Genomic DNA, 15,852 nt, shown 5'->3' with positions numbered 1-15,852 from the left:
TCGCAAAACAAATAGATAATTATTCACTTACCACTTAATTCACATACTTTTCATATGGCTAACAGGCATCTGGAGGACAGGCCGTTTCTTAAAAAAAATGTTAAATTTAAGTTTATATGGTGATATCCACTGTATACCACGGCCAAATTAAGAACATATTACTTTTATAACTAAGGTTTATCATGGATAAGTTATCTTACGCTTCAGATAGCAGCACATCTGCCTGGAATACCTACCTGCAACAAATCGAGCGTGTGGCCCCTTACCTGGGCGAACTTTCCCATTGGGTGGATACCCTGCGCCACCCGAAACGCGCGCTGATTGTCGATATTCCGGTGCAGATGGATGACGGCACTATTCGCCATTTTGAAGGATATCGTGTACAGCACAACCTCTCCCGCGGCCCGGGAAAAGGCGGTGTGCGTTATCATCCTGATGTTGATCTTAATGAAGTGATGGCCCTTTCCGCCTGGATGACCATCAAATGTGCCGCACTGAACCTGCCGTACGGCGGAGCCAAAGGTGGTGTTCGCGTCGACCCATTCTCGCTGTCTGAAGGTGAACTGGAGCGTTTGACCCGCCGCTATACCAGCGAAATCGGCATTATCATCGGGCCGCAAAAAGATATTCCTGCGCCGGATGTCGGCACCAACGGCAAAGTGATGGCATGGATGATGGATACCTACTCCATGAACCACGGCACCACCGTAACCAGCGTGGTCACCGGTAAACCTATCCATCTTGGCGGTTCGTTGGGTCGTGATAAAGCAACGGGTCGTGGCGTGTTCGTCAGCGGTCTGGAAGTGGCTCGTCGTGCCAACATCGACGTTGAAGGCGCGCGCGTAGCGGTACAAGGCTTTGGTAATGTCGGCAGTGAGGCGGCTCGCCTGTTCGCCAGTGCTGGCGCACGCGTCGTTGCCATTCAGGATCATACTGCCACCCTGTTTAACACCACCGGGATCGACATGACCGCGTTGACCGCCTGGCAGTTGGAGCACAAACAGATTGCCGGTTTCCCGGGGGCAGAAACTATCGCCAGCGAAGCCTTCTGGAGCGTAGAGATGGATATCCTGATCCCTGCTGCACTGGAAGGACAGATTACCCGTCAGCGTGCAGAAATACTGACCTGCAAACTGGTGCTTGAGGGCGCTAACGGCCCAACTTACCCGGATGCCGATGATATGCTGGCAAGCCGCGGTATCATCGTGGTACCTGACGTCGTATGTAACGCAGGTGGCGTCACCGTCAGCTACTTCGAATGGGTTCAGGACATGGCCAGCTTCTTCTGGAGCGAAGAAGAGATCAACAATCGCATGGATAAAATCATGACCGATGCGATGGTTCATGTGTGGGAGAAAGCGGCGGAGAAATCCTGCTCATTGCGCACTGCTGCCTATATTGTGGCCTGCGAGCGTATCCTGCTGGCACGTAAAGACCGTGGTATTTATCCGGGATAATACGACTGCAGATACGTCAACGTTTTTGACCGACGATAAACGCCAGTCGTGAGTTACGCCAATAATGCGGCATTATGTGTGGCATTATTGGCGCGTAGTCGCCTGATTAATCCGCCCCGCTTTCTGCGTTTTACTTACCTAATATCTGCGTATTTTGTTAGCCAATAAACATTAAATCTCATCGCAGCAACCATAATTTGCGTTAAGAACCCATAGCAACGCATTATTGGCCGCAATGTCTACTACCAATATTACGCCCGCCATATATATTGACGAACTGATTAAAAATCCCGAATAATTGTCGAATTATGGCATTCTGGCTGCAGGGAAAGTTGCCTGACACAGTGCGATTAGATCGGGCCGGGAAAACTCAGCGAATAACCACGTGAGAATATAATGGTCGATCATTCATCTGCTTCTGAGCACAACGATTTTACTCGTTGCCTGTCTCTTTTCGACAGCGCATTTCCACAAATCTTATCCCTGCTGGGTATGCCAGCCCCCACGCAACTCTCGCCTGATACGTTTTATGATTCACTTGATCGAGCCCGGGAGAAATTGGGCAACTGGAACAGTGTAGCCGCCCGCTTTAACTATAACGAGCAGGAAATGGCGAGCTTTCTTGCGGCACTACGAACCTTGAACAAATGGCTCGGCAGAAATACGCATGGCCAGCCTGCCGACAGAAATCTGACCATTGCCGCGTTGCGTTTTTTGTGGCAGCTCGAATATTTGCGAGAAAAACAGCCTCAATTAACTTATTCAACGACGCTGCATAACGAAGGCGAAGAAAAGCAGTTACGTAGTTTGCAGCAGGTACGGGCATTAGAGTTAACCATTCGTAGTTTAATTAATGAAGCGTACAATAACCAACAAGCTCTACTTGAGCACCTAAACAAATTATTTGGTCCGGAACGTGTCAAAAAATGGCTGAACGTTGCCGATCGTGATGACGTATTGAGCGGTACCCTTTTCAGTGAACTCGCCTCACTGTTTATTGATAAAGACGAATATCCCATCCACTATTCTCCACTTTATCAATATACCCCGTTGCTCAGCTTTGTTAACGATAAACGTCGAACACTGAATACCTTTCTTGACGATATTCGCGTAATTCGCAACCGTCTGGCGCATCATAAGCGGGTCACCTCCGTCCAAACAACATTGGTGAATTACTATTACCGAGAAATTACTGAGCCGGTACAGGAGGCCTTTGATGAAGGCCGGGTAAAAGTTAACCCTGATCGCTTTTTTGATGACAGCAATGCTGAAGTTGCTCGCTATTTCGAACGGACCAGCCAAAAAATTGACGATCTCGGTGGCGACGTTCAGGGAATAAAAGATGATCTGGTGGCTCAGGCTCAGGATATTGACGTAATCAAAACGGGTACGAACATCATTCGCAAGCGAGTAGCCTGGGTGCTGGGCGGTATCGTTGTCCTTATTGCTGGCTCGGTACTGACTTTCGGCACCTCAACCAAGACGCTGGTGAATACGGAGTCCATCCGTAGCGATCTCGGGGAAGTGGGTAAAACGGTTGCCGGTGCGAAAAAAGAAACCAGTAACGATCCGCGTAAAGAACTGGCGAATATCGGCATTGCCTGGGATGAAAAAAATCTTCGCGCCGCTATTGACCGCGGTGATACCCAGGTTGTCAACCTGTTTCTTGCCGGAGGCATGCGCTGGAAACTGTATTATGCCGAAGCCGCATTACAGGAAGATCGCGAGGAAACGTTGAATGCCCTATTACAATCAGCATCGTTGATGGATGAAAAAAACGGTTGCCTCAGAATGGCCGGTAAATTACGTCAGCCAGCGAACCACAATGGCACGCTGACCCCCATACAGATTCGTTATTTAAAAACATTCTGTTCTTCTGCCAAGGATGTTCAGGGTATTAAAGCGGAACTGGACAGAGCGCTTAATTTTGAGAAAGCCCAGAAGAAAGCTTACGATGAAGAAATGGCCAAAAATGAACCTGCGGGTCGCTGTGAACGCCGTCTGATGGCCGATAATGCGCGTGACTTACTGGCTGACGCGGCGCAGTTTTCACTGCAAAGACCTACCACCTATTCACTCCACGATGTGTTATTGAAAGAACTGAATACGCGTCTGATGTTCGGCACACTCAACGGGGCAGAGTTAAAAAGTCTGGTTAAGAACTACTGCGTAAAACAAGAAAACCATGAACCCAATATTGCGATTGACGATAACTGGAGTCGCTCGCAACGGGTCATTTATAACGTCGTCAAATAATGAGCGATACAACAACGCATTCATCGGAAGAGAATTATATGTTCGCATTCAACAATGCATGGCCGCAGTTTACTTTCGAGTTCAATCCGTCGCAGCGTGATGCACCGGCTGGCAGCCTGCTGATCGGATTGGGCGACGGGAATGATACTGAAAGCCAAAAGGGTGTCGCGCTCAATAACAAAGGATACCGTGCAGGTCACTACAATTCGGTGAGTAAGCTGGTGGCAAATGCCGACGATCGTCAATGGACTATATGGCGCAGTAAACTCTCAAGTGTCCAGGGAATACAACGAATCGTTATCGAAGATTTCTCTCTGGATACCTGTTTTACGCTGTTGCTGTTTTTGAACCATCTTGATGCTGCTGGTTCGCTGTCGCTATCAACACACCCGTGGCTGGAATACGTCGCCGCATGGGAAAGCGGTATTTATCTGGACGGGGATGATACGACGCGTTCTGCCGCTTGTTTGTTATCCGCACTCGCGCATAGCAGCCTGTACGAGCAATCCATGGATGATACTGACGTTGTTCGCCGCAACATGCTGGCCTGCCTGCGTCTGTTGAGCGATATGATAATAGCCAACCCAGACCCCACCGCAGGCATTTTGCCCATGCACACGCAATGTTATGCAAGTGCGGTCGCAAGTCTGGCGTATGAGCAACAGATTTACCAACACGTTATCAAGCGTTCGGTGACCTGCCAGCTCCTGCTGGACCTCGGCACAGGCCGGCGGCAAACGGTGGTTGATGCGCTGTTTATCACCGAAACGCACCCTTCCGGGATGCTGAAAATTCTTGCGCGCTGCGATAAAGAACGCAGTTGGACGCACAATGGATTTGGGCTGCTGGCCATTTATCGCCCACGAGAAGTGGGCACGGGCAATGATATCGTTATTTCGCTCAACCCCATTCAGGGGACACGCCTTGATGCCCTGTGGTCAGCTCTGGAACAGCGTGAAGATGCGGCCTGGCAAGGGTTACGCCCGCACGATACTCCGCGTTTTCTCGAAAGCTATCGCCTGGCCGGAGGCGATAAATTAATCCCAGGAGCACCGAACCAACCCTGGTACGACGATCAAGGCAGAATGACGCTAATTGCGGCACCGAAGCAACTTGCGCCAGGAGAGCCCGGCTCGAAACTGACCTGGCAAAAAGACGTTTTGCCCGCAATCTGGGATAATTATTTTACCCGTTACCTTGATAACGCCATTGTGCCAATAGCTTTACCCGAACCTGATTGCCGCACAAAGGGTAAATGCATTCGTGTCTATCAGCATCGTATCCCGGAGGGAGGTGATATTACGATCGTCCCGCTGATGCGTATGATCGACACCCCCACCTTCCATGCCTGGCTGGCAGCACAGAGCGATAGCACGCGCGTCATCCGGAGTCCTGTGGATCTGCCCCCCGCCAGCGAGTATAGCAGCCAGTGGTACAGCAATATTCTGGTCGTCGCTCACCGTCATGGCGTCACATTCTTCTGTCGCGAAGAAGAGGATAAACATCTGGCGATACTGATTAAAGCGGCCAATTCAGTAGCGAATGTCAGCTATGAATATGAAAATTTTCTGGCGAACTCTGCCCAGCAGATTGAACAGTGGCTCAAAGATCTGCTCGAATCGCAGCAAATGCACAACCGAAAGGGAAAAATCCGTCGTCTATCTGACTGGTCCGAAATGATGCTGGAAACCAAAGCCCGGGCGCTAAAAGCCATAAATAAAGGTGCTTTGGTCGGCAACGATGCCCTGCATAACCAGCTGAGTGACGATCTCTCGCGGCAGTGGGGATTGTCTGAGCAACGCCAGGAACTCATGGCGCAAATAGAGCAATTGGATCAGCTCATGCGCCAGGCAATTAGTCAGCGTCAGGAAAAACGCCAACGTATTTACGGCGCACTGTTTTCCGCTTTAGCTCTCGGCGCGGCGGCTAACCATATTTGGGAACCGATTAAAGAGATAAAAACAACAAACCTTTATGAATGGCAACTCATGCTATTCAAAGAGCAGCCAGCCCCGGCAATGGACAAATTACAGGCGATTGCTGCGGATGCCGCACGATATGAAGTCTATACCCTGGCTATTCTGCTAATTTTTGGTTTTATTGGTTTTATCTTGTTCTGGTTTTTCGATTTTAATGGCAAGGAAGAGTAAGGAATAACGTTTTATTCACGATGCCGTCAGCATAAACCTTGCCGCATCTCTCACTTCCGCTGTTTTATGCACCAATACGTTTCAATACGGAACATTACCAGATACTAATGTTCCGTATTGAAACGCCAATCACATCAATTTTCTTTTGACTACCCGTGTGCAAAATTACCTTATCGGCAGCGAGAGGTCGCCGTGGCGCTGTACAAACCGATACCCTACATCAGATGTCTGCCTGATATGTGCAGCCATCTCAGGACTGTCTGCGGAGCATAAACAATGAAAAAATTGATCAACCGTGTTGAAGACGTACTGAACGAACAACTCGCAGGGCTGGCAAAAGCCTATCCTTCTCTGGCACTGCATCAGGACCCGGTGTATGTCACTCGCGCGGATGCGCCAGTGATGGGCAAAGTGGCGCTGCTTTCCGGTGGTGGTAGCGGCCATGAGCCAATGCACTGCGGCTACATTGGTCAGGGTATGCTCTCCGGTGCCTGTCCGGGTGAAATTTTCACCTCGCCAACGCCGGATAAAATGTTTGAATGCGCCATGCAAATTGACGGCGGCGAAGGCGTACTGCTGGTAATCAAAAATTACACCGGCGACATTCTTAACTTCGAAACGGCAGCCGAGCTATTGCATGAAAGCGGCGTCAAAGTCACCACGATGGTCGTGGATGATGACGTGGCGGTGAAAGACAGTCTGTATACCGCTGGTCGTCGCGGTGTGGCAAATACTGTATTGATTGAAAAACTGGTCGGTGCGGCCGCAGAACGCGGTGACTCACTGGATGCCTGCGCGGCGTTGGGGCGCCAGTTGAACAATCAGGGTCATTCCATCGGGATTGCCATTGGTGCCTGTACCGTTCCGGCGGCCGGTCAACCGTCATTCACCCTGCAGGACAATGAAATGGAGTTTGGCGTCGGTATCCACGGCGAACCCGGCATTGACCGCCGTCCATTCTCTTCGCTTGATCAAACTGTGGATGAAATGTTTGATACCCTGCTGGAAAACGGCAATTACAGTCGTACGCTGCGTCACTGGGATCACCTTCAGGGCGCATGGCAGGAAGGAAAAGAAAGCAAACGCGCGTTACAAAGCGGCGATCGCGTTATTGCGCTGGTCAATAATCTCGGTGCGACACCGCTGTCTGAGCTCTTCGGCGTGTATAACCGCCTTGAAAGCCGTTGCCAGGATGCCGGTATTGTCATCGAACGTAACCTGATTGGCTCTTACTGCACCTCTCTGGACATGACCGGTTTCTCAATCACCCTGCTACAAGTGGATGACGAAACGCTGAGCTTATGGGATGCACCGGTTCACACCCCTGCACTCAACTGGGGTAAATAAGGAGATTCATGATGTCCCTCACCAGAACACAAATTGTTAACTGGCTCTATCGCTGCGGCGAAATATTCACCACCGAAAGCGATTTTCTTACCGGCCTTGACCGGGAAATCGGCGATGCCGACCACGGTCTGAATATGCACCGCGGCTTCAGTAAAGTGGTCGAAAAGCTCCCGTCCATTGCGGATAAAGACATCGGTTTTATTTTGAAAAATACCGGGATGGTACTGCTCTCAAGCGTCGGTGGTGCCAGTGGCCCGCTGTTCGGCACCTTTTTCATCCGCGCCGCGCAGGTCACTCAGGCCCATCAAAGCCTGACGGTTGACGAGTTGTATCAGATGATGCGTGATGGCGCGGAAGGTGTCATTAGTCGTGGTAAAGCCGAACCCGGTGACAAAACCATGTGCGACGTTTGGGTGCCTGTCGTCGAATCTTTGCGCCAGTCCAGCGAGCAAAAGCTGAGCGTACAGGCTGCTCTGGAGGCGGCAAGCGCCCAGGCAGAAGCCGCAGCGCAAAGCACCATCACGATGCAGGCGCGCAAAGGCCGCGCCAGCTACCTTGGTGAGCGCAGCATTGGGCATCAGGATCCCGGCGCAACGTCCGTTATGTTTATGATGCAAATGTTGGCTCAGGCTTCCAGAGAGTAAGGATAAAACGATGGTAAACCTGGTTATTGTGTCTCACAGCGCCCAACTGGGCGAAGGCGTCGGTGCGTTAGCCCGACAGATGTTAATGGGTGATGGTTGTAAACTCGCTATTGCCGCAGGCATTGACGATCCTGAGAACCCCATTGGCACCGACCCCATCAAAGTGATGGAGGCCATTGAGTCAGTGGCAGACACGGATCACGTGCTGGTGATGATGGATATTGGCAGCGCGCTACTGAGTGCGGAAACCGCGTTGGATCTACTCGATCCGGCGATCGCCGCCAAGGTGCGTCTGTGCGCTGCCCCGCTGGTTGAAGGTACGCTAGCGGCAACCGTCAGTGCTGCGGCGGGCGCTGATATCGATCGGGTCATCAATGATGCCATGAATGCCCTCGACGCCAAGCGTGAGCAACTGGGTTTACCTTCGTCGTCTGTCGCGAAGACAGCACCCGCTGAATTGTCACCCGACGCCGATGCCCGTTCGGTTGCCGTGACCGTAAAAAACCCCAACGGTATACATGTTCGCCCGGCATCGAGGCTGGTCTCCACATTGTCTGGCTTTAATGCCGACATGTGGCTGGAAAAAAACGGTAAGTGCGTCGTCCCTGACAGCCTGAATCAGATAGCACTGCTGCAGGTGCGCTGTAATGACACGCTGCGCCTGATTGCTAAAGGTGAACAGGCGGACGCGGCGCTGGCTGCGTTTAAACAGCTGGCGGCTGAGAATTTTGGCGAGTCCGTCGAAGGAGGACGCGCTGAAAGCATCGCAGTACCGGTGCCAGCGCTGGCAACGGGTACGGCCTTTTGCCATACGCCGTTCTCACCGCAAGTCACCCATCGACCCACCGCGGATGTGCAGGACGAGCAGCAGCGGCTAAAAGCGGCCATTCAACGCACACTCGACGATCTGAGTGATTTAACCGCGCTGGCAGAGGAGAAGTATTCCGCTGATATCGCCGCCATTTTCTCTGGTCATCACACGCTGCTCGACGATCCTGAGCTTTTCGATATGGCCTGTGATTTGATGCGCGAAGAACAGTGTAGCGCAGCATATGCCTGGCATAACGTACTGCGCGATCTGAGTCAGCAGTATCTGCAACTCGACGATCCTTATTTACAGGCGCGATACATTGATATTGAGGATTTGCTGTCCCGTACGCTGCAACATTTAACCGGCGAAAGTGCCCATATCCCCGCGTTTATTCGACCTACCATTCTGGTCGCCGATGTCATCTATCCGTCTACCGTGCTGCAACTCGACCCGCTCACGATCAAAGGGATCTGCCTGCGAGCCGGTAGCGAAGCCTCCCACTCGGCGATTATCGCCCGCGAGATGGGTTTGTGCTGGGTATGCCAACAAGGCGCAACCCTCGATGCTATCAAGATGGGTGACGCTCTGACTCTGGACGGTATAGCAAATCGGGTGATCCTCGCTGGCTGATACCCACAGCCCACCCTTTATCTGTAAATGGTGGGCTATTTCACTCCCCCCGACAGGAAATGTCTGTTTAATCGCAAAATGGGGGGCCGATCACGCGCAACGGTCGATCCTGAACTAAGGTTTTCTCATGGTAAATGCCGCAACTTCGGCACGCCGCTAAGGAGATTAACCGATGATAACACCCGCAATTCGCCACCCTGGCCTGCTCTCTGTGGCGATAAAACTGACGCTCGCAAGCACCTTTTTTGCTCTGGCCTCTTTTACTGCGCACGCTGAGGATTCACCTGCCGCTACGCCTTCTCCTCCTGATATTCTGCTTGGCCCGCTGTTCAATGATGTACAGACAGCAAAGCTATTTCCCGATCAGAAAACCTTTGCCGACGCAGTGCCCAATAGCGATCCGCTAATGATCCTTGCCGATTATCGGATGCAGAAAAATCAGTCCGGCTTTGATTTACGCCATTTTGTGGAAGTGAATTTTACGTTGCCAAAAGAGGGTGAGAAATACGTGCCCCCGGCCGGACAATCACTCCGCGAGCATATTGACGGACTGTGGCCGGTACTCACTCGCTCAACCACCGATGTCGAAAAATGGGACTCTCTGCTGCCGCTACCAGAACCCTATGTCGTGCCGGGCGGGCGTTTTCGTGAAATTTATTACTGGGATAGCTATTTTACCATGCTGGGGCTTGCCGAGAGCAATCGCTGGGACAAGATCTCTGATATGGTAGCCAACTTCGCGTATGAGATTGATTCGTGGGGGCACATTCCTAACGGCAACCGAAGCTACTACCTGAGTCGTTCGCAGCCACCGTTCTTTGCCTTTATGGTTGAACTGCTGGCGCAGCATGACGGTAACGACGCGCTGAAAAAATACCTTCCACAGATGCAAAGAGAGTACAGCTACTGGATGGAAGGAGGCGAAACACTTCAGCCCGGTCAACAGCATAAACGTGTGGTCAAACTGGCTGATGGCACCCTTTTAAACCGCTACTGGGATGACCGCGATACGCCAAGACCTGAATCCTGGGTTGAGGATATTGCCACCGCGAAAAGCAATCCGAACCGCCCTGCCACTGAAATTTATCGCGACCTGCGCTCAGCCGCTGCGTCCGGCTGGGACTTTAGTTCGCGCTGGATGGATAACCCTAATCAGCTAAGTACCCTGCGCACCACCAGCATCGTGCCTGTCGATCTCAATGCATTGTTATACAAGATGGAGAAAATGATCGCTCTCGCCAGCAAAGCCGCAGGTGACGATGCCAAAGCAGCGCAGTACGAGGGCTTTGCCAATGCCCGCCAAAAAGGGATTGAAACCTGGTTGTGGAATGACAAAGAAGGCTGGTATGCCGACTATGATCTGAAGAGCCACAAAGTACGTAATCAGTTAACTGCCGCCGCGCTGTTCCCCTTATTTGTGAATGCGGCGGCAAAAGATCGCGCCGGTAAGGTAGCCGCAGCTACTCAGGCGCATTTGTTGCAACCTGGCGGCCTTGCAACCACGTCGGTGAAAAGCGGCCAGCAGTGGGATGCGCCCAACGGCTGGGCACCGTTACAGTGGGTCGCCGCATCGGGATTACAGAACTATGGCCAAAATGATGTCGCCATGGATGTCACCTGGCGATTCCTCACCAATGTGCAGCACACTTACGATCGTGAGAAAAAACTGGTTGAGAAGTATGACGTGAGCAGCACAGGAACCGGCGGCGGTGGCGGCGAATACCCGCTACAGGATGGTTTCGGCTGGACCAACGGCGTAACGTTAAAAATGCTCGATCTGATATGCGCTAAAGATAACCCCTGCGACAACGTACCGGCAACGCGCCCCGCCCCCGCCAGTAACACGCCTTCCGAGGCCAAAAAGCAGACTCAACCGACGTCCTAATCTTCTTCTGGTGTCTTCAGCGTCCTCTAAATCCGCGCCTTGTCGCGGATTTTTTGGTGCCATATATCTCCATTTCAGGTGTATCCATGGCATCTAGCCCTTATGGGGTAGCCCCTGTTTTCATCCGTGTGAAATTGATTCTGAACATGTTTTTATTCGCTGTATATGTAAATATATAGCGATTTTATCACTGTTCAGGATCAACATAATGCCACTGACAAGAAGGATGTTTGCCCAACTCGTGGCATCTGCGCTGCTGTTACGCCATCTCCCTGCTTTGGCTCAAACCCCGCTGACCGTTACTGTGGGTTCACCGCCGTCACCCGAGGCAATCCAGCGCGTCGTCAGTGCCGGAGCACCTGCCGATATGCTATTGCTGGCTGTCGCACCGGAAAAACTGGTGGGATTTTCATCATTTGATTTTTCTCACCAGGCCGCAGTGCCATTCCATCATGACATTTTGGCGTTACCGAAATTGGGAAGAATGGCAGGACGCGCCAGCACCCTGCCACTGGAGGCCTTGTTAGCGCTGAAACCCGATCTGGTGGTGGACTGCGGCAATGCTGATGAAACCTGGCTTTCCCAAGCCCGACAGGTCAACGCGCAAACGCGCGTTCCGTGGCTGCTGATTAACGGCGAGCTCCGACAAACCCCGGCGCAACTGCAAGCTGCAGGGGCCGTGCTGGGTACGGCAACACGAGCCCTGGCGCAGGCCGCACTGGCCCGTCGATTTATTGATGACGCAGATGCGTTTTCGCACTCCCCCGCAGCAAAACTGCGCTTTTATGCCGCGCGCGGTGCCAGAGGACTGGAAACCGGTTTGCAGGGTTCACTGCATACCGAAGCACCAGAGTTACTGGGATTACACAATGTTGCGCAAATTCCGGGACGACATGGATTGACCCAGGTATCCATGGAAAATCTGTTGAGCTGGCAGCCCGATATTATTCTGGTTCAGGATGCAGTCACCGCACAGTACCTGCGAGAAGATCCCGTCTGGCAAGGAGTTAAAGCCGTTGCTGAGCAACGAATTCTGTTTCTCAGCGGACTGCCGTTTGGCTGGCTGGACGCTCCGCCGGGCATCAACCGGCTGCTGGGATTACGTCGCCTGCATGCCTGGCTTGACCCCAAAATTGAAACCCACTTTAAGACCGATATGCAGCGCTACGCAGAGTTGTTCTGGCACACTTCATTAAGCGATGCACAGTTTCAGCAGCTGGTGACACTCTGATGAGAATGACAACGCTGAGTGTCCTGATGATCGTAGCCATTGCCGTGTGTGTCATCGTCGCAACGGTTTCAGGTGCATACCGCCTGGATGTCCAGCAGGTGATGAACCTCATTGCTGGCCATCCAGACGTGCCACCCGAGGACAAAATCGTCTTCTGGCAGATTCGATTGCCGCGCATTCTGGCCGCATTGCTGCTGGGTGCGGCACTGGCGGGTGCAGGGACCACTTATCAGGGTATGTTCCGTAACCCACTGGTGTCGCCGGATATTCTCGGCGTGGCGGCCGGGGCGGGTTTAGGGGCCTGTACCGCCATCCTGCTGGGTTTACCGATCTTGTTTATTCAACTGTATGCATTTGTCGGCGGCCTGTTCGTGGTGGCGGGCGTGTGGCTCATCACCCAGCGGGTAAAACGCCACGATCCGGTACTCACCCTTGTACTGGTCGGCATTGCGCTGGGTACGCTGTGCGGCGCAGGGATTTCGCTCATTAAAACGCTGGCTGACCCGTATACCCAGCTACCGTCGATTACCTTCTGGCTACTCGGTGGTCTGTCGACCATCACCGCTCATGACCTGTGGTTGTCCGTACCGCCGATCGTGGCCGGTTTGGTACCGCTGTTGCTGCTACGCTGGCGTATGAATTTGCTCACCCTCTCGGATGATGAAGCCCGTTCTCTGGGCATCAACGTATCCCGGCTACGGCTCTGGCTGATTATCTGCGCCACGCTTATCACCGCCTGTACTGTGGCGATTGCCGGTATTATTGGCTGGATTGGGCTGGTGGTGCCACACATTGGCAGACTGCTTTGTGGGAACAACCACCAACGGCTACTGCCTGTTTCAATGGGGATCGGCGCTATTTTACTGCTGCTGACAGATACCCTTGCCCGCACCCTGAGCAGCACGGAAATCCCGCTGGGGATCCTGACCGCGTTTATTGGTGCCCCCTTCTTCCTGTTACTTCTGCTCCGGGGAGGCCGACAATGACGCTGCTGACCGTACAACATGCGTCTCTCGGCTACCATTCCCGACACCCTGTATTACGCGATGTCTCGTTTAGCGTCGCGCCAGGGTCAATTTGTTGCCTGATTGGCGCCAATGGCAGCGGGAAAACCACCCTGATGCGTACCATTCTTGGCGTTCTTCAACCGCTTGCTGGCCAGATTACGCTTGATGGTATTGCGGTGAATCATCTCAGCGACCGTGAACGCGCCGCCGCCATCGCCTGGGTTCCTCAGGCACATGACGGTGCGTTTGCCTTCACGGCTCTGGACATGGTGATGATGGGACTGGCCCCGCAAATGGCGGCATTTGCCGTTCCCGGCGTCAAAGAACGCGACATCGCCCTTGAACAACTGGACGTGTTGGCAATCCCGCATCTCGCGCTCCGGCGCTGGAACACTCTCAGCGGTGGCGAACGTCAACTGGTGTTAATTTCCCGTGCGCTGGCACAACGTCCACGTCTTTTACTGCTGGATGAACCTGCTTCCAGCCTCGATTTTGGTCACCAGATTCGTCTGCTCGACACCCTGGTCACGCTAAAAAATTCTGGCATGGCGCTGCTGATGTCGACCCACCATCCGTTGCATGCGCGCGCCATTGCCGACAGCGTGGTGCGCGTCGAGCCAGACGGTCTGGTGTCACAGGGGGAGCCTGAACACCAACTGGCTGCTGAACGTCTGGCCACGCTGTATCGGGTCACGCCCTCACAAATAGCCCATCACCTCTTTGGCTCACACGATTAAGGAATCACGATGCTCATTGACGACATTGATTTTGCTGACCTCTACCGCAAACAGTTACTTCTGGCGAAGCGAACCGAGAAAAAACCAGAACACTGGGACAAACGCGCGGAAAAAATGGCAGAGAATTGCGCCTCATTAACCGACAGCTACCTGCTCCAGTTATTGAGCAAGATTGACCTGAAAGGTGCTGAATCACTGTTTGATATGGGTTGCGGCCCCGGAACGGTTGCGCTGGCGCTGGCCAAAAAAATGCCAATTGTTTACGGCGTAGACTACAGCCAGGGAATGCTGAGCGTTGCCGCTCGCCGTGCCGGGCAGATGGGCGTGCGCCACGTGCAGTGGGTGCAGCGCGCATGGGAAGCGCACTGGGACGACTTGCCTCAATGTGATATTGCCGTTGCCTCACGTTCGACGCTAGTTGCCGATATGCGCCAGGCCATGACCAAACTGAATAATCAGGCACGGTTACGGGTTTACACCACCCATCTCGTCAGTTCCTCATTTGTATCGCCCACAATTCAGCGCGCGTTAGGGCGCGAGGTGATTGAGCTTCCCAACTATATCTATGCACTGAATGTTTTGTATCAGATGGGCATTCACGCACATGTTGATTTTATCCGTGGACCAAACTGTCAGCAGGACAACAGCACCTGGACACATTTTCTGGAGAACGTACGCTGGAGCATGGGGGAACTGAGCACCGACGAAATTGAGCGTCTGGAGCACTGGTACCATCAGCAGGACCCCGGCACCATCGCTCCCGCCAGTCGCGACTGGGCGCTTATCTGGTGGGACAGCGTACCGCGGGAGGCGCTGCAATGATCTACTTCTCACAGGCGCAAGTCGATGCGCTGCTGCTGGAGGATATTCAGGGCGGCGATTTAACAACCAGCGCGTTGGGTATCGGCGCACAGCAAGGAAGTATGGGTTTTTATCACCGCCTGGGCGGGTGTGTAAGCGGAACCACTGTTGCCAGACAAATGCTGACATCACTGGGTTTGACCGTTACCGACCTTGTGTCCGATGGCGAACGGGCGCGTACCGGACAGTTACTTCTGCGCGCGCAGGGTAACGCGGCGGCACTACACCAGGGCTGGAAAGCGGTACAGAACGTGCTGGAGTGGAGTTGCGGTGTCTCACGCTATCTCGACGATATGCTAAGCATCCTGCGTCAGCGCTATCCTGATGGCCAGATTGCCTGCACCCGCAAAACTATCCCTGGCACCCGTATGCTGGCTACCCAGGCGATCCTTGCTGCCGGAGGCATTATCCACCGGGGCGGGTGCGCCGAAACCGTTCTGCTGTTTGCGAATCATCGCCGCTTTCTTGCCGATCCGAAAGACTGGGCCGCGGCAATCGCGCAACTACGCGCCCATGCGCCAGAAAAAAAGATTGTGGTCGAAGCAGATACCCCCAATGAGGCACTGGACGCGCTACATGCTGCCCCTGATGTACTGCAACTCGATAAGTTTACCCCCGAGCAGGCAGCAGACATCGCTCGCCTGGCACCTTCTCTGGCTCCCCATTGCACGCTGGCGCTGACTGGCGGCATTACCCTCGCCTCACTGGCGAGTTATCTCGACTGTGGCATCAGACTCTTTATCACCTCCGCGCCTTACTACGCCCCACCGGCGGATATCAAAGTTAGCCTGAGACCGGACGCACGTGGCATATAACATTTATAAATGGACTATAAA

12 protein-coding genes are annotated in these 15,852 nt (G+C 53.1%); all 12 read left to right on the top strand.

Annotated features, from left to right (window positions below):
* Positions 1–182 precede the first annotated feature (182 nt).
* The 12 genes from I6L54_RS11900 to modD all read left to right on the top strand — a co-directional run bounded on the left by I6L54_RS11900 (position 183) and on the right by modD (position 15,831).
* Positions 183–1,457 (top strand): Glu/Leu/Phe/Val family dehydrogenase, encoded by a 1,275-nt coding sequence (locus I6L54_RS11900; RefSeq protein ID WP_005122303.1) that lies wholly within the window; start codon positions 183–185, stop codon positions 1,455–1,457.
* Positions 1,458–1,853: 396 nt separating this feature from the next.
* The gene (locus I6L54_RS11895; protein ID WP_040232310.1) at positions 1,854–3,713 is read left to right on the top strand and encodes an STY4199 family HEPN domain-containing protein; all 1,860 of its coding nucleotides are present in this window, start codon (positions 1,854–1,856) and stop codon (positions 3,711–3,713) included.
* Positions 3,714–3,751: 38 nt separating this feature from the next.
* Positions 3,752–5,863, top strand: a complete 2,112-nt coding sequence (locus tag I6L54_RS11890; RefSeq protein WP_040232312.1) for a hypothetical protein — start codon at positions 3,752–3,754, stop codon at positions 5,861–5,863.
* 276 nt (positions 5,864–6,139) lie between these two features.
* Entirely contained in the window at positions 6,140–7,210 is a 1,071-nt protein-coding gene (gene dhaK, locus I6L54_RS11885; RefSeq protein WP_040232313.1) for a dihydroxyacetone kinase subunit DhaK, read from the top strand.
* 11 nt (positions 7,211–7,221) lie between these two features.
* Entirely contained in the window at positions 7,222–7,854 is a 633-nt protein-coding gene (gene dhaL, locus I6L54_RS11880) for a dihydroxyacetone kinase subunit DhaL (protein WP_005122292.1), read from the top strand.
* 10 nt (positions 7,855–7,864) lie between these two features.
* On the top strand, positions 7,865–9,295 hold the full coding sequence (dhaM, locus tag I6L54_RS11875) for a dihydroxyacetone kinase phosphoryl donor subunit DhaM (protein ID WP_040232314.1): 1,431 nt from the start codon (positions 7,865–7,867) through the stop codon (positions 9,293–9,295).
* A 172-nt stretch (positions 9,296–9,467) separates the two neighbouring features.
* Positions 9,468–11,180, top strand: coding sequence for an alpha,alpha-trehalase (locus I6L54_RS11870; protein ID WP_040232316.1), 1,713 nt, complete (start codon positions 9,468–9,470; stop codon positions 11,178–11,180).
* A 208-nt stretch (positions 11,181–11,388) separates the two neighbouring features.
* Positions 11,389–12,411 (top strand): ABC transporter substrate-binding protein, encoded by a 1,023-nt coding sequence (locus I6L54_RS11865; protein ID WP_040232317.1) that lies wholly within the window; start codon positions 11,389–11,391, stop codon positions 12,409–12,411.
* 5 nt (positions 12,412–12,416) lie between these two features.
* Positions 12,417–13,397 carry a FecCD family ABC transporter permease gene (locus I6L54_RS11860; protein WP_370552094.1) on the top strand — a complete coding sequence of 327 codons (981 nt, stop codon included), beginning with the start codon at positions 12,417–12,419 and terminating at the stop codon, positions 13,395–13,397.
* Positions 13,394–14,155, top strand: coding sequence for an ABC transporter ATP-binding protein (locus I6L54_RS11855; protein WP_040232320.1), 762 nt, complete (start codon positions 13,394–13,396; stop codon positions 14,153–14,155). Before I6L54_RS11860 ends, I6L54_RS11855 begins: the two co-directional genes overlap by 4 nt.
* A 9-nt stretch (positions 14,156–14,164) precedes the next feature.
* Positions 14,165–14,977, top strand: a complete 813-nt coding sequence (locus tag I6L54_RS11850; RefSeq protein ID WP_040232321.1) for a class I SAM-dependent methyltransferase — start codon at positions 14,165–14,167, stop codon at positions 14,975–14,977.
* Positions 14,974–15,831 (top strand): ModD protein, encoded by an 858-nt coding sequence (gene modD, locus I6L54_RS11845; protein ID WP_040232323.1) that lies wholly within the window; start codon positions 14,974–14,976, stop codon positions 15,829–15,831. Before I6L54_RS11850 ends, modD begins: the two co-directional genes overlap by 4 nt.
* The last annotated feature ends 21 nt before the right edge of the window (positions 15,832–15,852 follow it).

Origin of the sequence: Citrobacter pasteurii, from assembly GCF_019047765.1 — a bacterium.
GTDB classification, from domain to species: Bacteria; Pseudomonadota; Gammaproteobacteria; order Enterobacterales; family Enterobacteriaceae; genus Citrobacter; species Citrobacter pasteurii.
This window is presented reverse-complemented; position numbering and strand designations above follow the sequence as displayed.